Origin of the sequence: Promicromonospora sp. NPDC057488 (genome assembly GCF_042802395.1) — a bacterium.
Lineage (GTDB): Bacteria > Actinomycetota > Actinomycetes > Actinomycetales > Cellulomonadaceae > Promicromonospora.
The window spans coordinates 53,065-71,512 of sequence record NZ_JBHVEG010000003.1 but is presented as its reverse complement, the minus strand read 5'-3'; the positions used below and the strand labels follow the sequence as shown (position 1 = coordinate 71,512).

17 protein-coding genes are annotated in these 18,448 nt (G+C 74.7%); 7 read left to right on the top strand and 10 right to left on the bottom strand.

All coding sequences use genetic code 11. The annotated features are described in order from the left end of the window. Nucleotides 1-4: 4 nt before the first annotated feature. On the bottom strand, nt 5-2,218 hold the full coding sequence (locus ACFU5G_RS01385; protein WP_377240000.1) for a DEAD/DEAH box helicase: 2,214 nt from the start codon (nt 2,216-2,218) through the stop codon (nt 5-7). A gap of 63 nt (nt 2,219-2,281) precedes the next feature. Here ACFU5G_RS01385 and ACFU5G_RS01380 point away from each other — a divergent pair, with 63 nt between their 5' ends. After that, nucleotides 2,282-2,926 carry an MSMEG_1061 family FMN-dependent PPOX-type flavoprotein gene (locus ACFU5G_RS01380; RefSeq protein ID WP_377239997.1) on the top strand — a complete coding sequence of 215 codons (645 nt, stop codon included), beginning with the start codon at nt 2,282-2,284 and terminating at the stop codon, nt 2,924-2,926. A 68-nt stretch (nt 2,927-2,994) separates the two neighbouring features. Further along, the gene (locus tag ACFU5G_RS01375; RefSeq protein WP_377239994.1) at nt 2,995-3,648 is read left to right on the top strand and encodes a hypothetical protein; all 654 of its coding nucleotides are present in this window, start codon (nt 2,995-2,997) and stop codon (nt 3,646-3,648) included. Here the strand turns inward: ACFU5G_RS01375 and ACFU5G_RS01370 are convergent. Further along, nucleotides 3,596-4,255 (bottom strand): GNAT family N-acetyltransferase, encoded by a 660-nt coding sequence (locus ACFU5G_RS01370; protein ID WP_377239992.1) that lies wholly within the window; start codon nt 4,253-4,255, stop codon nt 3,596-3,598. The two genes, ACFU5G_RS01375 and ACFU5G_RS01370, sit on opposite strands and share 53 nt — an antisense overlap. A 439-nt stretch (nt 4,256-4,694) precedes the next feature. Here ACFU5G_RS01370 and ACFU5G_RS01365 point away from each other — a divergent pair, with 439 nt between their 5' ends. After that, the gene (locus ACFU5G_RS01365; RefSeq protein WP_377239989.1) at nt 4,695-5,072 is read left to right on the top strand and encodes a helix-turn-helix domain-containing protein; all 378 of its coding nucleotides are present in this window, start codon (nt 4,695-4,697) and stop codon (nt 5,070-5,072) included. 81 nt (nt 5,073-5,153) lie between these two features. Here the strand turns inward: ACFU5G_RS01365 and ACFU5G_RS01360 are convergent, their stop codons facing one another. Both ACFU5G_RS01360 and dxs read right to left on the bottom strand, forming a co-directional pair. Then, entirely contained in the window at nt 5,154-6,233 is a 1,080-nt protein-coding gene (locus ACFU5G_RS01360) for a glutamate--cysteine ligase (protein WP_377239987.1), read from the bottom strand. 28 nt (nt 6,234-6,261) lie between these two features. Continuing rightward, a complete protein-coding gene (gene dxs / locus ACFU5G_RS01355) occupies nt 6,262-8,157 on the bottom strand; it encodes a 1-deoxy-D-xylulose-5-phosphate synthase (protein WP_377239985.1) in 1,896 nt (631 codons plus the stop codon). 173 nt (nt 8,158-8,330) lie between these two features. Here dxs and ACFU5G_RS01350 point away from each other — a divergent pair, with 173 nt between their 5' ends. Then, nucleotides 8,331-9,782, top strand: coding sequence for a GuaB1 family IMP dehydrogenase-related protein (locus tag ACFU5G_RS01350; RefSeq protein ID WP_377239983.1), 1,452 nt, complete (start codon nt 8,331-8,333; stop codon nt 9,780-9,782). Nucleotides 9,783-9,801: 19 nt separating this feature from the next. Here ACFU5G_RS01350 and ACFU5G_RS01345 read toward each other — a convergent pair whose 3' ends face one another. Continuing rightward, nucleotides 9,802-11,853 carry a HelD family protein gene (locus ACFU5G_RS01345; RefSeq protein WP_377239981.1) on the bottom strand — a complete coding sequence of 684 codons (2,052 nt, stop codon included), beginning with the start codon at nt 11,851-11,853 and terminating at the stop codon, nt 9,802-9,804. A 90-nt stretch (nt 11,854-11,943) separates the two neighbouring features. Beyond that, nucleotides 11,944-12,372 carry a DUF1801 domain-containing protein gene (locus tag ACFU5G_RS01340; protein WP_377239979.1) on the bottom strand — a complete coding sequence of 143 codons (429 nt, stop codon included), beginning with the start codon at nt 12,370-12,372 and terminating at the stop codon, nt 11,944-11,946. Nucleotides 12,373-12,481: 109 nt separating this feature from the next. On the opposite strand from ACFU5G_RS01340, the gene ACFU5G_RS01335 reads away from it, so the two are divergent. Both ACFU5G_RS01335 and ACFU5G_RS01330 read left to right on the top strand, forming a co-directional pair. Continuing rightward, nucleotides 12,482-13,372, top strand: a complete 891-nt coding sequence (locus ACFU5G_RS01335) for an aminoglycoside phosphotransferase family protein (RefSeq protein WP_377239977.1) — start codon at nt 12,482-12,484, stop codon at nt 13,370-13,372. 47 nt (nt 13,373-13,419) lie between these two features. Continuing rightward, nucleotides 13,420-14,130 carry a DUF4241 domain-containing protein gene (locus tag ACFU5G_RS01330; protein WP_377239974.1) on the top strand — a complete coding sequence of 237 codons (711 nt, stop codon included), beginning with the start codon at nt 13,420-13,422 and terminating at the stop codon, nt 14,128-14,130. Nucleotides 14,131-14,176: 46 nt separating this feature from the next. On the opposite strand, the gene ACFU5G_RS01325 is transcribed toward ACFU5G_RS01330, so the two are convergent. The 4 genes from ACFU5G_RS01325 to ACFU5G_RS01310 form a co-directional block, all read right to left on the bottom strand. After that, nucleotides 14,177-15,124 carry a threonine/serine dehydratase gene (locus tag ACFU5G_RS01325; RefSeq protein WP_377239972.1) on the bottom strand — a complete coding sequence of 316 codons (948 nt, stop codon included), beginning with the start codon at nt 15,122-15,124 and terminating at the stop codon, nt 14,177-14,179. A 68-nt stretch (nt 15,125-15,192) separates the two neighbouring features. Next, a complete protein-coding gene (locus ACFU5G_RS01320; protein WP_377239970.1) occupies nt 15,193-15,879 on the bottom strand; it encodes an NUDIX hydrolase in 687 nt (228 codons plus the stop codon). Nucleotides 15,880-15,945: 66 nt separating this feature from the next. Then, on the bottom strand, nt 15,946-16,728 hold the full coding sequence (locus tag ACFU5G_RS01315) for an alpha/beta fold hydrolase (protein ID WP_377239968.1): 783 nt from the start codon (nt 16,726-16,728) through the stop codon (nt 15,946-15,948). A 51-nt stretch (nt 16,729-16,779) separates the two neighbouring features. Further along, nucleotides 16,780-17,412, bottom strand: coding sequence for a TetR/AcrR family transcriptional regulator (locus tag ACFU5G_RS01310; protein ID WP_377239966.1), 633 nt, complete (start codon nt 17,410-17,412; stop codon nt 16,780-16,782). A gap of 83 nt (nt 17,413-17,495) precedes the next feature. Here ACFU5G_RS01310 and ACFU5G_RS01305 point away from each other — a divergent pair, with 83 nt between their 5' ends. Continuing rightward, a complete protein-coding gene (locus ACFU5G_RS01305; RefSeq protein ID WP_377239963.1) occupies nt 17,496-18,401 on the top strand; it encodes an alpha/beta hydrolase in 906 nt (301 codons plus the stop codon). Nucleotides 18,402-18,448: the final 47 nt, after the last annotated feature.

Genomic DNA, 18,448 nt, shown 5'->3' with positions numbered 1-18,448 from the left:
CAGGTCATGGTGTGCGGCTCAGCCGCTCCTGCTCCTCGGCGAGGATGGTGCGCGACAGCGTGGCCTCGGTGGGCGCGGCGACGTCCACGGCCGACGGCGAGGCGTCGGTGATCTCGGACTGCCGGGCGAACTCCTCGAACAGCGCCGACTTGGAGCCGAGGATCTCCATCATCCGCTGGTCCACGGACTGCTCGACCAGGAGCCGGTGCACCTGGACGGTGCGGGTCTGGCCCATGCGGTGGGCGCGGGCGACGGCCTGGGCCTCGATGGTGGGCTTGACCTGCGGCTCGCAGAAGATGACGACGCTCGCGGCCTGGACGTTGAGGCCCACTCCCCCGGCGGTGATCTGGCTGACCAGCACGGACGGCCCGCCGGGCGCGGACAGGGCGTCCACCATGGTCTGCCGCTCGGGGACCGGCACCGACCCGGTCAGGGGACCGATCGCGAGATCGCCGAGCAGGTCCGTCACCTGTTCCAGGACGGACAGGAAGTACGAGAAGACGATGACGCGGCGGCCGGCGTCGACCGCCTCGGTGACGAGCTCGCGCAGGCGCACCAGCTTGGCGGAGTCGTCGGCGTCGGACACCGCGAAGGCCGCGCGGCGCATGGCCATGAAGTTCCCCGCCAGCACGGCGTCGCGGTAGGCGGCGCCGTCGACGGGGCCGAACTGCTCCCACTCCTCGACCTGCACCATCTCGGGCAGCTCGGTGAGCACGTCCTCCTGGTTGCGGCGCAGGTAGGCGGGCGCGACGATCCGGCGGAACGCCTTGGCGCCGGACAGGCCGGCGTTGGGGTCGAGCTGGCCGGCCACCTCGGGCTGCAGGTAGGCCACCATGTTCTTGAACTCGGCGACCTTGTTCTCCATCGGGGTGCCGGACAGGAACAGGACGCGGTCGGACCGGTCGGCCCAGCGCCGCACCTCGCGGCCGCGCAGCGTCTCGGGGTTCTTCACGTAGTGCGCCTCGTCGACGACCATGAGCGCGGGCCGCAGGTCGTAGGGCAGGTCGAGCCGGCCGAGCACCTCGAACGTCGTGACGGCGACGCCGCCGTCGGTCACCCAGCGCGCGGCCGCCTGCTCCCGGTCGGTGCCGTGCAGCACCACGGCGCTCAGATCGGAGTGCTGCTCGACCTCGCGCTTCCAGTTGGTCACCACGCTCGCGGGGCAGACCACCAGCACGTGGGTGCCGCCGGTGGCCACCAGGTGGGCGGCCACGGCGATGGACTGCATGGTCTTGCCGAGCCCCATCTCGTCGCCGAGGATCGTGCGCCGCTGCACCAGCGCGTACTTCGCGCCGAACTGCTGGTAGCCGCGCAGGTTGGCGCGCAGCAGGGACCGGTCCAGGGGCTGCGCCTCGACCCGGCGGACGACGTCGGCGGGCAGGCCGCCCTCGGCGGCCTCGTGGTCGTCGCCCAGGTCCACGACCTGGGAGAGCAGGCCGTAGTACTCGGCGGAGCGCGCCTCGAAGTCGGCCCACACCTCGCCGCCCTCCGGGGGCTGCCCGACGGCGGCGCGCACCGCCCGCGCGTCGTCCGTCAGCCGGGCGGCACGCACCTGCGCGTCGAGGACGGAGACCGCGGCGAAGGCGGCGGCCTTCCGGTCGGCGGGCGCGACCAGCCGCCGCCAGACGCTCGTGGCGAGCTGGGCGGGCTCGAGGTTCCCGGGGACGACGTCGGCCACGCGGCGGGCCTCGTCGAGGTGCCGGTGCCGGGCGTCGGTCGCCAGCCCGAACGCGTACAGGGACTGGACCAGCACGGTCGCGTACGGGTCATCGGGGTCCACGTCGATGCGGAACCGCAGGTCGGCGTCGACCTCGTCGGCCAGCTCGCGGGCGGCCGACGTGGCGAGCTTCGCGGTGCCCGCGCCGATGCCGGCCTCGACCAGCCGGTCCGTCCCCGCGACCAGCACCTGGGCGACGTGCTTGTACCCGGCCTTCTCCAGGACGGCGACGCGCAGCTTCTTGCGCCGCTCCTCCAGCGCCGTGACGGACACGGCGCGCAGGTCGGCGTGGACCCGCACCTCGCGGGTGGCCGTGTAGGCGTCGCGCACCCGCTCGCGCAGGCCGAGGTCCGCGGTGGTGAGCAGCCGGGCGTCGTCGAGCAGCGCCTCCGCCTGCTCCAGGACGCGGCGGGCCGCGCGGGCCTTCCAGGGCCGGGGCGGACCGGCGAGGGCGGCGGCCGGGGTGTCGGCAGGGCTGGGGAGGGTCGTCTGCTCGGTCATGGCGCTGCGAGCGTACCCGGATGGTCTGACATGCCCCATTTACGCCAGGTCTATGTTGAGGGCATGACCAACGAGCAGAGCAAGTTCGGCGGGACGCCGGTCACGACGGTCGAGGCGCTCCGCGAGATCATCCCGCCGCCGCTCGGCGCCGCGGCGGGCAAGGTCCGCCCGGCCCTGCACGAGCTCGACCGGCAGTGGCTCGCGGCCTCGCCGCTGTGCCTGGTCGCGACGTCCGACGCCGAGGGCAACCTCGACGTCTCCCCCAAGGGCGACCCGGCCGGCTCGCTGGTGCGGGTGCTGGACGACCACACGATCGCCGTCCCCGAGCGCCCCGGCAACCGGCGCACCGACGGGTTCCTCAACGTGCTGGCCAACCCCCACGTGGGGCTGATCTTCGTGATCCCCGGCCGCGGCGACACCCTGCGGGTCAACGGCCGCGCCCGCCTGGTGCGCGACGCGCCCTACCTCGCCGAGCTCCAGGTGCGCCGCAACGTGCCGGTCCTCGCGCTGGAGGTGGACGTCGAGGAGGTGTTCCACCACTGCTCCAAGGCGTTCCTGCGCTCCAAGACCTGGGACCCGGAGACCTGGGGCCAGGACGAGGTGCCGCGCCGCGCCGTCATCTCGCGCACGCTGGAGCGCCAGGGCGACAGCCTCGAGGAGCTCGACGCGCACTACGGCCCGAGGTACGCCGAGACCATCTACGGCTGAGCGCCCGGGCCGGGGTGATCTTCGCGGCTCTGGTTGGCAGCCCCCCGGTGCCGGGGGACGATGCGAACATGTCAGCGCCTCCTCCGGAGCGGCCCGCACCGCGCACCGGCCCCAAGGTGCTCACGTTCAGCGCGATCGCCGTCCTGGTCGTGGGGATGATCGTGGGCGTCGTGGGGCTCGCGGGGGCGGCCCGGGGCATCGTCGACCTGGTGCCCACGGACCTCGTCACCAGCGAGGGCACGGCCGGCAGCGACGCGCTCGCCCTGGGGCCGTCCACCACGCCCCTGCCGTTCGACGTCCGGGAGAAGGGCGCCTACCTCGCCCTCGAGGTGTCGCGGGACCCGTCGTCCCGCCTGCCCGCGTCGTCGGTGACCGCCGAGGGGCCGAGCGGCCCGGTGCGCATCAACCGGCCGGAGCAGTCCGGCTCGCTGGAGGTCAACGGCTGGTCCGTGTTCCCCGTCGGGGTGCTGGTCCCCGACGAGGAGGGCACCCACGCGATCCTCGTCGACCCGCAGGTGGCGGCGGACGACGTCAGCATCGCCGTGAGCGGCCCGTTCAACGCGGAGAGCGTGGCCGGGATCGGCGGCAGCGGCATCCTCCTCCTGATCGGTTTCCTGATCGGCGGGCTCGGCTTCGGGATGCTGGTCGCCGGGATCATCTGGTGGGCGGTCACCAAGCCATCCCGAGCATCGCCCGGACCGGGGCCACGCCCGTCAGCGTGACGTCGGGCCGGTGCAGGTCCGGGCGCGCCGCCCACATCTCGCGGGTCATCCGGTAGCGGTTCTCGGTGGCCGGGCCGCCCTTGCGGTCCACGAGCGCGACGCCGTTCGGCGCGTAGCCGAGCGACCGCGTCACGCCGTTGGACTCCGGGTTGTCGTCGAAGGCCTCGGTCGTGGCGTCGGCGGCGTCGAAGCCCTCGAACAGCAGGTGCAGCGCCAGCAGCCGCATGCGCTTGCCGAGGCCCTGGCCGTGGTGCTCCAGGCCGAGCCACGAGCCGGTCCCGGCCGAGCGCGTCGCGGCGAATGCCTTGGCACCCACGCTCTGGACGCCGACCGGCTCGCCGTCGAGGAACACGCCGAGCTCCAGCGCCCAGGCCTCGGGCGCGACCCGGCCGCGCGACGCCCAGTGGTACTGCAGCAGCCCGCGGCGCACCTCGTCCGGCTCGCCGACGTTCCACGGGACGAGGAACGGGCTGCGCTCGGGCGGGTGGATACCCGCGACGGCGAGGTCGGCCAGGCGGACGAGCTCGGCGTCGTCGGGCAGGCGCAGCTCGAGGTCACCGCTGGTGACCCGGAGCCCGAACGGCGGGAAGGCGCTGGCGAGATCCATCGCCCGACCGTTCCAGGTGCCGCCGCGCCGGAGCAACCTGAAATATGCCGGCACCACCCACGCGGTCTGCCACCCGCTCGGTCCGCGTGTCGTGTCGGATTCGGCGTGTCGGGCTCGGAAGCAATTGCTGCTCGGACGAGGGGTGCCGGGTGGGCTGCATTTCGTTCACCTGAGGCACGGGCAATCCACCTGAGCTGAACAGTTCGGCTGGGCCGAAATTCTCGGTGCCCACGTGAACGAACTACAGCTCACCCGGCACCCTCCGTCGGACCATGCATTACCCCGAGGTCGGTGCACCACGCCCGACGGCCGGACCCGGATGTCGGCCGGCCGGGCCCAGACATCAGGCGACCGGACACGGACGTCAGACGTCCCCCTGCCCCGGGACCGGGCCTGTGGACAAGCCCCGCGCACGCCCGCCCCCGGGCAGGCTGGGTCCATGGCGCGCACCAACTACGACCCGCTCGACCGCAACCCGATCTTCGACGGCACCCTGGACCCCGATCTCGATGACGACGTCGAGGCCGACAACGCCGGGGTCACCCCGCGCCCCGCGCCCAACCTGTACTGGGACGGGCTGGCGCTCGTGTGCGCGGCGGCGGTCCGGTTCGAGGCCGCGCGGCGTGGCCTGAGCCAGCGGCAGATCGCGGCCGAGGTCGGCCTGTCGCGCGCCGCCGTCTCAGCCCGGTTCCGGGGCCGGACGGCCTGGACGCTCGACCAGGTGGGCAGGCTTGCGCTGCTCTTCGGCTGCGACGCCGCCGTGCTGGTCACCGAACCACGCCAGCCCGTGCGCGAGCTGGCCGGGAACTACCGGTGAGCGCCGGGACAGCCAGGCCTGCCGGGACGGCCGCGGCAGGACCGCGGCCGGCGCCCGGCTCGCCCCGGGCTCACGCCCGGCTCAGAGCAGGGTGGCGTCCGCCGCGGCCAGCGCCACCGCGCCGAGGTTGCCGCCCGACTGGGCCGCCCAGGCGTGCTGGCGCATCGCGCCGTTGCCCTGGGACCAGAGGCCGCCCAGCAGCTCGGTCACGGTGCCGAGGTCGCCGAGGTCCACCAGGGCCTCGCGGACGTGCTCCACGAGCGCGCCGACGACGTCGTGCGCCGGGGCCGGCCGCCAGGTCCGCGGGTCCACGAGGTCGCCCGACAGGCCGGACCGGCCCGCCCGCCACAGGGCGGTGCGCAGGATCTCCACGGGCACCTCCGGCGGCGGCTCGTCGCCCGCCCGCGCCGCCGTCTCGACGAGGCCCCGGGCCAGCGCGGCCAGGAGCGTCGCCGTGTCGGCGGACAGGCACACGTCCGCGACCCGGATCTCCACGGTCGGGTACTTGGCCGAGAGCCGGGCGTCGAAGTAGACCATCCCCTGGTCGAGGATCGTGCCGGTCCCGACCAGGCCCGTGACGGCGGCGTGGTACGCCTGGGGCGACCCGAACACGCGCGTCGGGCCCGCCGTCGGCCAGCGCGACCAGACCTGCGAGCGGAAGCTCGCGTACCCGGAGTCGTCGCCCATCCAGAACGGCGAGTTCGCCGACAGCGCGAGCAGCGGCGCGAGCCACGGCCCGATGCGGTCGAGCACGACGACGCCCTCGGCGTCGTCGGCCACCGCGACGTGCACGTGGCACCCGCTCGTGAGCTGCTCGCGCGCCGTCAGGCCGAACTCGGCGCGCGCCTGCAGGTAGCGGAGCTTGCCGACCGTCGTCCCGGCGAACGCCAGGGGCGACGTGCCCAGCGCCGCGATGCGCGCGTCGTGCCGCTCGGCCGCCGCCTGGGCACCGGCCCGGCCCTCCCGGATCGCCGCGGCGACGTCCTCGAGCGTCGAGCGCGGCGGCGTGGCCGTCTCGATCTGCTCCTCCATGAACTCGTGCTCCAGCGGGCCGTCGTCCGGCTCCGCGGTGCCGAGCACGTCCTGGGCGCGCGCGATCGGCGCCCCGTCGGCCCCGACCAGCATGAGCTCTTCCTCGACGCCGACGGTGCGCCTGGTCATCGTCACTCCGTCGTCAGAGCAGGGGTCGTCACAGCAGGGCGAGCGCCGCGAGGGCGTCCCGGGTCGCGTCGGCCGCGGTCATCCGCTGCGCGCGCACGATGTGGTCCCGGCTGGCGTGGTCGAGGAACTGGACCGGCAGGCCCATGTGCACCTGCGGCGTGCCGATGCCCTGCTCCCCGGCGCGCTGCGCCAGCATGTCGCCCACGCCGCCGTCGACCACGCCGTCCTCCAGCGTGACCACGAGGTCGTGCTCGCCGCAGAGCTTGACCAGGTTCTCCGGCACGGGCAGCACCCACGTCGGGGAGGCCACGGTGGCCTCGACGCCGTGCGCCGCGAGCGCGGTGCCGGTCTCCATGGCACAGGCCGCCATCGAGCCCACGCCGACGACGAGCACGCGCCGGGTCACGGCGCCCTTCTGCCGGGTCGGGTCCGGGGTGAACCGGCCCACGACGTCCACGCCGTCGAGCTCCTCGACCGCCGGGATGTCGTCGCCGACGGCGCCCTTCGGGTAGCGGACCACGGTGGGCGCGTCGTCGACGTCGACGGCGGCGCGCAGGGCGGCGCGCAGCGTCGTCTCGTCGCGGGGCGCGGCCAGGCGCAGGCCGGGGACGATGCGCAGCATGGCCATGTCCCACATGCCGTTGTGGCTGGCGCCGTCGTCGCCGGTGATGCCGGCGCGGTCCAGGACGAAGGTGACGCCCGCCTTGTGCAGGGCGACGTCCATCAGGACCTGGTCGAACGCGCGGTTCAGGAACGTGGCGTAGACGGCGACGACGGGGTGCAGGCCGGCGAAGGCCATGCCCGCGGCCGACGTCGCGGCGTGCTGCTCGGCGATGCCGACGTCGAAGGTGCGCTCCGGGAACTGCTCCTGGAACGGCGCGAGGCCCACGGGGTGCAGCATGGCGGCGGTGATGGCGACGACGTCGGACCGGCGGCGGCCGATCTTGACGATCTCGTCGGCGAAGACCTTGGTCCAGCCGAACCGGCTGGCGGCGACGGGCAGGCCGGTCTCGGGGTGGATGACGCCGACGGCGTGGAACCGGTCGGCGATGTCCTCCTCGGCGGGCTTGTAGCCGCGGCCCTTCTCGGTGATGGCGTGCACGATCACGGGCCGGCCGTACGCCTTGGCGCGGCCGAGCGCGCGCTCGAGCGCCTCGGTGTCGTGGCCGTCGACGGGGCCGATGTACTTGATGCCCAGGTCCTCGAACATGCCCTGCGGCGCGACGACGTCCTTGAGGCCCTTCTTCAGGCCGTGCAGCCAGCGCCAGGCGAAGCGTCCGGGCGGGCCGGAGCGGTGCAGGGCGCGCGTGCCCCAGCTGAGGAACGCCTCGTAGCCGCTGGTGGTGCGCAGCGTGTCGAGGTGGTTGGCCAGGCCGCCGATGGTCGGCGAGTAGGAGCGGCCGTTGTCGTTGACCACGATCACGAGCTTGCGGTCGCGGCTCTCGGCGATGTTGTTCAGCGCCTCCCAGGCCATGCCGCCGGTGAGCGCGCCGTCGCCGATGACGGCGACCACGTGGTCGTCCTTGCCGCGTACCTGGTTGGCCTTGGCGATGCCGTCGGCCCAGGACAGGGCGGTCGAGGCGTGGGAGTTCTCCACGACGTCGTGCTCGGACTCGGCGCGGCTCGGGTAGCCGGACATGCCGCCGCGCTTGCGCAGGTCGGAGAAGTCCTGGCGGCCCGTGAGCAGCTTGTGCACGTAGGACTGGTGGCCCGTGTCGAACACGAGGGAGTCGCGCGGCGAGTCGAAGACCCGGTGCAGGGCGATGGTCAGCTCGACGACACCGAGGTTGGGCCCGAGGTGCCCACCGGTGCGCGAGACGCTCTCCACCAGGAACCGGCGGATCTCCTCGGCGAGCTCCGGCATCTGGCCGGGCGTCAGAGCCCGGACGTCCTGCGGCGAGCGGATGTCGCTCAGCAAGCCCATGCGCGTCCTTTCGTCGTGCCCGGTGAGGGGCGAATCGGGGCCCCACTCTAAGGGGAACCGACCACTCCACTGTGCCACGTCAGGGCCACCTCCCATGCCTGTCTCCGATACCTCCACAACGATGTGGCAGGACTCATAGGCACAGGCAGACAAACTCTTTACTCTTGGTGAACGTGCGATTCCTCCACGAGCAGTCCCAGGCCACCGACCTCACCTATGGCGACGTCTTCCTCGTGCCGTCGCGCTCGGACGTCACGTCACGGTTCGACGTCGATCTGTCCTCCGACGACGGCACCGGGACGACCATCCCCGTGGTCGTCGCGAACATGACCGCGGTCGCCGGCCGGCGCATGGCCGAGACCGTCGCGCGGCGCGGCGGGCTGGCGATCATCCCGCAGGACGTCCCGGCCGACGTCGTGGCCGGCGTCGTCGCGGACGTCAAGGCCAAGGACCCCGTCATCGAGACGCCGGTCGTGGTCGCGCCGCAGGACACCGTGCACAGCGTGCTGACCCTGCTCGGCAAGCGCGCGCACGGCGCCGCCGTCGTCGTGCTGGACGGCCGGCCCGTGGGCGTGGTCACGGAGTCGGACTGCGCGGACGTGGACCGGTTCACCCGGGTGGCCGAGGTGATGTCCGCCGAGCCCCGCCTGCTGGACGCCGCGCTGCTGGACGGCCCGGGCGGCCTGGAGGCGGCGTTCGACGTGCTGCACTCCGCCCGGCTCGACCTGGCGCCCGTGGTGCGCGACGGCCTCCTGGCCGGGGTGCTGACCCGCAAGGGCGCGCTGCGCTCGTCGATCTACAGCCCCGCCCTGGACGCGGCCGGCAGCCTGCGGATCGGCGCCGCCGTGGGGATCAACGGCGACGTCGCCGCCAAGGCGAAGGACCTGCTGGCCGCGGGCGTGGACGTGCTCGTGGTCGACACGGCCCACGGCCACCAGACCCGGATGCTCGCCGCGCTGGAGGCCGTGCGCAGCGTGGACCCGGACGTGCCCGTCGTGGCCGGGAACGTCGTGACCGCCGAAGGCGTGCGCGACCTCGTGGCCGCCGGCGCCGACATCCTCAAGGTCGGCGTGGGCCCGGGCGCCATGTGCACCACGCGCATGCAGACCGGCGTGGGGCGGCCGCAGTTCTCCGCCGTCCTGGAGTGCGCGGCCGCCGCGCGCGAGCTCGGCAAGCACGTCTGGGCCGACGGCGGGGTGCGCCACCCCCGCGACGTCGCCCTGGCGCTGGCCGCGGGCGCGTCGCAGGTGATGGTGGGCTCCTGGTTCGCCGGCACCTACGAGTCCCCCGGCGACCTGAAGGACGACGGCACGGGCCGCCTGTACAAGGACTCGTTCGGCATGGCCTCGGCGCGCGCCGTCGCGGCCCGCACCGCAGGGAGCGGTACCGCGTTCGCCCGGGCCCGCAAGGCCCTGTACGAGGAGGGCATCTCCACCGGCAAGATGTACCTCGACCCGGCCCGCCCGGGCGTCGAGGACCTGCTCGACGAGATCACGTCGGGCCTGCGGTCCTCGTGCACCTACGCGGGCGCCCGGTCCCTGGCGGAGTTCTCCGAGCGCGCCGTCGTGGGCATCCAGTCGGCCGCCGGGTACCAGGAGGGCATGCCGGTCGCGACGAGCTGGTGAGCCGGCCGGGTCCTCCGGCTCAGCCGACGACCACGAGCCGGCGCGTCGGGCGGGTCAGCGCGACGTAGAGGTCGCGCTCCCCGCCCGGCCGCGCGGCCGTGATGCCGTCGGGGTCGGCCACCACGACGGCGTCGAACTCCAGGCCGCGCACCTGGGAGACGGGCACCACGCGGACGTCCGTCGCGGCCAGCGCGGCGGCAAGCTCCCCGACGCGCGCGTCGGCCGCGACGACGGCGACCAGCTCGTCGGGCTCCGCGGCCGCGAGCGCCCCCGCCTCCTGCGTCACGGCGGCGACCAGGTCGCCGGGCACGGCGACCGCGACCTGCCGGGGCGCGTCGCCGTGCCGGACCGCGCGCGTCGGCGCCTGGTCCGGAGCGATCCGTGCGAGCAGCGGCGCCGCCTCCGCGAGGACCTCGGCGGTGGTGCGGTAGCACACGGTCAGGGTGCGCACGTCGGCGCGCCGGGCCAGGTCGGCGCCCAGCGCGTCGGCCCAGGAGCGGGCGCCGGTCGCGGGGCCGGCCTGGGCCAGGTCGCCCACGACGGTCATCGAGCGCCCGGGGCAGCGGCGCAGCACGGAGCGCCACTGCATCGGCGTCAGCTCCTGCGCCTCGTCGACGACCACGTGCCCGTAGATCCGCGCGGGCGGGCCGTTCAGCAGGTGCTCGGCCTCGTCCAGCAGGGGCAGGTGCGCGGCGGTCCAGGCCGGGGTGTCGTCGTCCGGCACCGCCAGCTCCGGGCGCGCGTCCAGCAGGTCCAGCACTACGTCCTGGGCGACGAGGTACGGCCAGGCCTCCTCGACGGCGCGCTCCAGGGCGACGTCCTCGGCGAGCTCGGCGGCGAGCGCGCCCGGGTCCAGCTCGGCCACGGCCGCGGCGTGCCCGAACCTGCCGCCGTCGTCCGGGGCGAAGCCGAGCCGCGCCAGGTCGCCGGCGGCGGCCTGGTCGACGTTCACGCCGCCGGTGAGCACCTCGATGTCCTCGTCCAGCTTCGCGAGGAACACGCGGGCGCGGGCCTGGACCTCGTCGGCCACGACGTCCACGACGAGGTCCTTGAAGATCGCCCGCGCCTGGTTGTGCGGCAGCCCGGTGCCGCCGGCCGTCTCGCGCGCCTCGGCGAGCGCGTGCTCGTCGAGGGTGACTGGGTCGCCGTCGACCAGCACCGTCAGGGTGCCGGACGGCGCCTGGTACCCCTGCACGACGTCGGCCAGCTCGTCGGCCAGCCGCGCGTCGCCGGCGGCCCGGCGCAGCACGTGGCCGGCCGCGGGTGCCTCGGGCAGGCCCAGGGCCTCGGCGACCAGGCGGTCGGCCGTGCTCATGGCGACGTCGTTCTCGCCGAGGGACGGGAGCACCTCCGCGATGTAGTCGAGGAACCGCGTGCCGGGGCCGAGCACGAGCACGCCGTCGGCCCGCGCCTCGTCGAAGCCCGCCAGGACGTACGCGGCGCGGTGCAGCGCGACCACGGTCTTGCCGGTTCCGGGACCGCCCTCCACCACGGTGACGCCGCGGTGCGCGGAGCGGATGATCGCGTCCTGCTCGGCCTGCAGGGTCGCCACGACGTCGCGCATGCGGCCGGTGCGCCGGGCGCTGATGGCCTCCAGGAGCGGGCCGTCGCCGACGACGTCGTGCGGCCCGGGCTCGGTGCCGTCGAGGACCTCGTCGCTCACGCGGGACACCCGGCGTCCGTCCAGGGCCAGGTGCCGGCGGCGGCGCAGGCCCATCGGGTGCACGGCCGTGGCGGCGTAGAACGGGCGGGCGGCCTCGGCGCGCCAGTCCACGAGGAGCTGGTCGTCGCCGTCACTCAGCCCGGTGCGGCCGATGTGCAGCGTGCGGCCCCCGGCGTCGTCGATCCGGCCGAAGCAGAGGTGGTGCTCGGCGGCGTCCAGGGTGCGCTCCCGCCGCCTGAGCATCGCGACGCGGACCTCGCGCGTGTAGGCCTCGGCCGGGTCGGTCGACGAGGCGCGGACGGCGTCGTCGAGGTCCGCGCGGACGCGGCGGGTCTCGCCGTCGAGCCGGGCGTACAGGGCGTCGACGTGCTGCTGCTCGGCGGACTGCTCGGACTGGCGTGGCTGCACCGGGTCTCCTTCGTGTCGGAACCTGGTGTCAACGCGATCGTGCCGCAGAACGTTCCCGGGTGTGCACCGCACTCGGGCGCGCCGCGCGGTTCAGGACTCCCGGGCCCGCTGCCCGAACGTCCCCGAGGTCACCGCGGCCCACGAGGTGCGCAGGATCTGCTCGAGCACCGCGAGGTCCACCCGCTCCAGGTCCTTCAGGTACAGGCAGCCGACGCCGGTGGTGTGCGGCCCGAGCGCGGCGAGCCGCTCCTCGTGCGCGCCGACGCCGTCCGGCAGGTAGATCGTGGTCGCCGCCTTGCGCGGCGCGAAGGCGATCGCGGGCGCGTCCCCGGAGCGGCCGCTGGCGTACTCGTAGTGGTACTCGCCGAACCCGACGATCGACGCGCCGAACATCCGCGGCGGCTCGCCCGTGACCCGCTCCATGAGGTCGCGCAGCGTGTCCGCGTCGCGGCGACGGACGGCGGGGGTGACCGCGTCGAGGTAGGCGCCGGGGTCGACGTCGGTCCAGATGGTCGGCATGCCGCCAGTATCCCGCGGGTCGCACGGCCCGGCACGCCGCCGGTCCTGCGCCCTCGGACCTGCCCGGATAGGGTGAGCGCCCCGCCCCGACCGGAGACAAGGAGCCCCCGTGGTCGCCGCCGACCTCGACGTCACCCTCGACCTCGCCCGGTCCCTCCTGGCCGAGCAGCACCCCGACCTCGCCGACCGCCGGCTGCGGCTGGTCGCGAACGGCTGGGACAACGTCATGCTGCGGCTCGGCGACGACCTCGCCCTGCGCCTGCCGCGCCGCGAGCTCGGGGCGCAGCTCATGCGGAACGAGCACCGCGTGCTGCCCCTGCTCGCGCCCCGGCTGCCCGTCGCCGTGCCCGAACCGGTCCGCACCGGGGAGCCCAGCGCGGCCCTCGGCTACCCGTGGCCGTGGGGCGTGGTGCGCTGGGCCGACGGCGTCGCGGCCGCGACCGTCCCCGCGGACCGCCGCACGCCCTGGGCGGAGCACCTGGCGCGCGTGCTCGTGGCGCTGCACCGGCCCGCGCCGGCCGACGCGCCCGAGAACGCGTTCCGCGGGATCCCGGTCGCCGAGCGGTCCGCGAGCCTGGAGGAACGGATCCCCCTGCTGCCGCGGCGGCACCACGCGCGCGCCCGGGAGCTGTGGGCCGAGGCCGTCGCCGCCCCGGCGTACGACGGCGTGCCGGTGTGGCTGCACGGCGACCCGCACCCGGCCAACCTCGTGGCCGACGGCGACCGGCTGTCGGCCGTCATCGACTTCGGCGACGTGACCAGCGGTGACCCGGCGTCGGACCTCGGGATGGCGTGGCTCACCTTCGACGCGGCGGGCCGCGAGCGGTTCCGCGCGGTGATCGACGCAGAGGCGCGCGACGGACGCGGCTGGGACGCCGGAATGTGGCGCCGCGCCCAGGGCTGGGCGGTGCTGTTCACGTCCATCTGCTTCGCCTACCCGGACACCCACCCGATCATGGTGGGCGTCGGGGAGCACGCCGTGGAGCAGCTGTTCGGCTGAGGGGGCCGGGTGGGTCGAGTGTCGGTGGCTGCCGCTAGGTTCCTGCCATGACCTACGACCTCCCCTTCTTCGCCCTCCTCGACGGGACGCCCGACGGCACCCCGTACCCGCAGAAGGTGCACGACCTCGGCCTGCTCCACGTCCCCTCCGGCCGCATCGAGGCGTCGGACCCGTACGTCACGCTCGGCGAGGGACTGGTCGTCCGCGTCGAGCCGGGCTCCTACCCCGCGTTCGTCACGGTCGCCGACGTGTCCGAGGAGCGCGACGGCAGCCACCTGCGGGAGGCGTACCTCTCGCTCGTGCTGTCCGACGGCGCACCGGTCGCCGAGGTGCGGGGCGTCACCCCGGAGGGCGCCGAGCCGGCGGACGACGGCAAGCACTACGGGGTCGGCGTCGACGCCGGCACGGTCGGGTTCGCGGACGCCGACGCGATCGTGCGGTGCATGCCGCCGGAGGATGACTCGACCGACTGGTACGACCTGCTGTTCGACTCGGGCGAGCCCACGTCGTGGTTCGAGCTGATGGACAGCCCCGACCACTACCGGGAGGGCAGCGCGAACATCGCCATGCCGCTGGCCACCGCCGGCGAGAACGTGGTGCTCAGCCACTCCGGCTGGGGCGACGGGTTCTACCCCGTGGTCACGACGCACGCCGCCGACGGCACCCTGCTCGGGGTGCACATCGACCTCCTGGTCGCCGGCCCCGACGAGGACGAGCAGGAGGACGACGAGGACGACGCCGCGGAGGCCGACGACTGACGGTGCCGCACGGGCGCCGCCCGGAACCGCTCAGCGCCGGACGACCTCAGAGCTGCACGGCCGACGTGTTCGCGCCGCACACGAGCACCGCGACCCGCTCACCGGGCTCGGGCACGTAGGCCCCGGACAGCAGCGCCGCGAGCGCCGTCGCACCGCCGGGCTCGGCCACCACGCGAGCGGCGTCCCACAGGGAGCGCTGGGCGGAGGCGATGGCCTCGTCGGTGACCAGCACGGACCGCTCGACGAACTGCTGGGCCAGCGGGAACATGAGCCGCCCCACCTGCTTGGGCGCGAGCGAGTCGGCGGCGATGCCCTCGGTGGGCGCGTCCACGGGCTCGCCCGCGGCGAGCGCGCGGTGCAGGGTGGGCGCGCCCTCGGGCTCGACGGCCACGACGCGCACGTCGCCGCGGAACCAGGCGGCGATGCCGCCGATCAGCCCGCCGCCGCCCACGGCGACCAGCAGGGTGTCGAGGTCGGGCAGGTCCTGGCCGATCTCCAGGCCGAGGGTGCCCTGCCCGGTCAGCGTGGCGGGCTGGTCGTAGGCGTGCACGGTCATGGCGCCCGTGCCGGCGACGAACTCCTCGCTGGCGGCCAGGGCGTCGGCGTACCGGTCGCCGCCCACGACGAGCTTGGCGCCGTACCCACGGATCCGCTCGGCCTTGGCCGGGGTGGTCACGCTCGGCACGAAGATCGTGGCGGGCACGCCGAGCCGGGCCGCGGCGTACGCGACGGCGGCCCCGTGGTTGCCGCCCGAGGCGGCGACCACGCCGGCGTCGGGCACGTCGCGGGTCAGCAGGCTGGTGAACGCGCCGCGGGCCTTGAACGAGCCGGAGTGCTGGAGGCACTCGAGCTTGAGCGCCACGGGCTGCGCGGGCCGGCCGAAGTCGGCCAGGTCGACCTCCAGCACGGGCGTGTGCCGCACGTGCGGCCGAATCAGGGCCTCCGCCGCCCGGATGGCGTCCCGGGTCACCTCTGTCGTCGATACGTCCGTCATCGATTCCTCCATCAGCTCGTGCCGTCCTCCCACACCAAGCCTGCCTCGCGCGAGCCTGCGGCTCCGGCTCACGCGATCCCCAGCTCCCGGTCCCGGTCCCAGTCCTCGGTCCAGCCGAGCTGGTCGAACATCGCGTCCAGGATCCCCGCGGTGAAGCCCCACACGAGGTGCGTCAGGTCGCCGTCGTGCACGTGGAAGCCGGGGCCGCGCCAGGTCTGGTTGCCGCGGCGCAGCACGGTGGTGAACCGGTTGGCAGGGTCCAGGAGGTCGGCCACGGGGGCGCGGAAGACGTGCGCGGACTCGGCGACGTCGACCACGCGCACGGGCGTGGGCCGGGCCCACCAGCCGAGCACGGGCGTGACCACGTGGTTGCTGACGGGCATGGGCAGCTCGCCGAACGCGCCGAGCACCTCGACCCCTGCCGCGTCCAGGCCGGTCTCCTCGACGGCCTCGCGCAGGGCGGCCGCGACGGCGTCCTCGCCGTCCTCGGCGCGGCCGCCCGGGAAGGCGACCTGCCCGGCGTGGCTGCGCAGCGTGGCGGCGCGCGCCAGGAGCAGCACGTCGAGGTCGGCGGGCACGGCCAGGTCGTGGTCGTCGTGCTCGGCGGCGAGGCCGTCGAGCACGCCGAACAGCACGAGCACGGAGGCGGGTCGCGCACCGCCGGTGAACTCGCCGCGCGCGTGGGGCCACGGCCCCGTGAAGCCTCGCTCGGCGAGGGCGACCAGCTGCTTGCGTGCGGATGCGGAGGAGCTCACCGCCCGACCTTAACCCCGCCTGCCGGCGCCACCGGAAACCGGCCGCCGGACCTCAGCGGGCGGCGCTCACCAGAGGAACGACCGCACCGCCGTCGCCACCGCCGACGGCCGCTCCCGGTGCACCGCGTGCCCGGCGCCCACCACGACGCGCGCCCGCACGCTCGGGTTGCGGATCATCAGCTCGACGCCGGTGCGGGGGTGGAACAGCGCGCCCCGGGCGGGGTCGGCGCCCAGCACGAGGGTGGGCACGGTCAGCCGCGTGACGACGGCGGAGTGCCGCCAGGGCGCGTTGTCGCGCAGGGTGTGGGCCACGGCGGCGGCGTCCGCGGCCTTGGCGGCCGCGGCGACGGCCGCCGCGTCCCGCCGGTCCCAGGCCGCGTGCGCGCCCTGCACCGACCGGGCCGACGGCGGGTGCGTGGCGTCGCGGATCTCGGCCTTGGACACGGCCTCGAACCGCTCCTCCTCGACGTCGAGCGCGGGGTCGAGCAGCACGAGGCGGCGGGTGAACCGCCGGTCGGCGTCGACGGCGAGCGCACCGAGCAGGCCGCCGAGGCTGTGCCCGACCACGAGGTCCCAGCCGCTGCCGAGGGCGCGCACGTCGGCCACGTGGTCGGCCAGCAGGTAGGAGTCGGCGCGCGGGCTGGTCCCGTGCCCGCGCAGGTCGGGTGCGACGACCTCGTAGCCGTCGTCGGCGAGGGTCTCGGCGAGCCGCCACCAGGTGGCCCCGGCGGACACGATGCCGTGCAGCAGCAGCACCCGGCCCGGACCGGTGCCCCATCTGGTCGTGACGAGCTCGACGGCCGCGGGTGGTTGGGAGGTGCCGCCGGGAACTTCCTGCCACATCGCCATGAACAGAGGGTAACGACGGTATGTATACGGGTTTGAAACAATTGAACGTTTCTACCGCAATGTGGCGAGATCAGCGCCCCGCGCCGCCAGCAGGGACCGTGCGGCCTCCAGCGCCCGCCGGTAGACGGCGTCGTCGCGGAGCAGGAGGGACCGGTCGTTCGCGGCGTTCAGCAGGGCGTTGATCTCGAAGGTGACCTGCTCGGGATCGGTGCCGGGGGCGAGCTCGCCCTGCTCGAGCGCGAGCCGCGCGTGGTGCACCAGGTACGACTCCCAGGACTGCTGGGCCGCGACGACGGCGTCGTGCACGGCGCCGTCGCGCATGTCGAACTCGACCTCGACGGTGCGGAAGAAGCACCCGCCCTGGAACACGCGGGACCGCGAGTACTCGGTCCAGGCCAGCACCAGCGCCCAGAGCCGGGCGAGCCCCCGGTCGGCCGACCGCGCGGGGACGATGACGTGCTCGGTGTAGATCTCGACGGCCCGCTCCAGCGCGGCGAGCTGCAGCTTCTCCTTGGAGCCGAACAGGCCGGCGATCCCGCTCTTGTTCACCGGGACGGCCTCGGCCAGCGTGCCGAACGACAGCGCGTCCAGGCCACGCACCGAGGCCTCCTGCACCGCGTGGTCCAGCACGGCGCGGCGCGTGCGGTCGCCGCGGAGGCGGCGCAGGTCGGTCGGCTCGGTCACGGAACCAAGTGTACGACCGTTCGTTCATCAGATAGTGTGCGAACGATCGTACAGATTGATCACCACACACCCCGGAGGTCCCCGTGCCCCAGACCCCGCGCGCCGCGCGCGCCCTGTTCAGCACCCTCGGCCGCGTCGCGCCGCCGGCCGCCCTGGCCCTCGGCGCGGCCACCTACTGGCACGTCGGAGCGCGGACCCCGGTCCGGCCCGCCGACCAGGCCGTCCACGACTCGGCACGACGGACCCCGCTCGAGCACCGCCCCACGTTCCGGCGCGGCCGGGACGGGCGCCTCGGCGCCGGGGGCACCATCACGGTGGCCGGCTACTCCTGGGGCGATCCCGGTGCGCCCGGCGTCCTGCTGGTCCACGGCTGGCAGTCCCGCGCGTCGGCGTTCGGGCGCGTCATCGAGGACCTGGTCGGCGCCGGGCTCCGGGCCGTCGCCTACGACGCGCCCGGTCACGGCGCCTCCGGGGGACGGCGGCGCACCGGGCTCGACGACCTGGCGATCATCCGCCGGCTGTCCGACGCCGAGCCCGCCCCCTGGGCCGCCGTCGTCGGGCACTCGCTCGGCGTGCTCGGCGCGGGTATCGCGCTGCACGAGGGCGTCGAGGCCGAGCGGTTCACCGCGATCTCCGGCCTCACGTCGGTCCGCGTCACGACCGACGGCTTCGTCCGCGGCTCGGGGCTCCCCTGGGCGCTCCGCGACGCCTTCGCGACGGCGGCCCAGCGGTACGGGCTGCCCGACCACCCGGACGTCTACGAACGGTTCGACCTGCTGCGGCGCACCGTCCCGGCGTCCGTGCCGACCCTCTGGCTGCACGACGACGGGGACCGCGTGAACCCGCACCAGCTGTCGGTCCAGCTCCACGAGGCCCACGCGGACTCGAGCGAGCTGTTCACCACGACCGGGCTGGGGCACAACAAGATCCTGGGCGACCGCGCGGTCCGGTCCAGGATTCTCGACCACCTCGCCGCGCCGGCGTGGTGAACTCGGCGTGAACTCCTGCCGACATCACCAGATGGATACCAGAAACC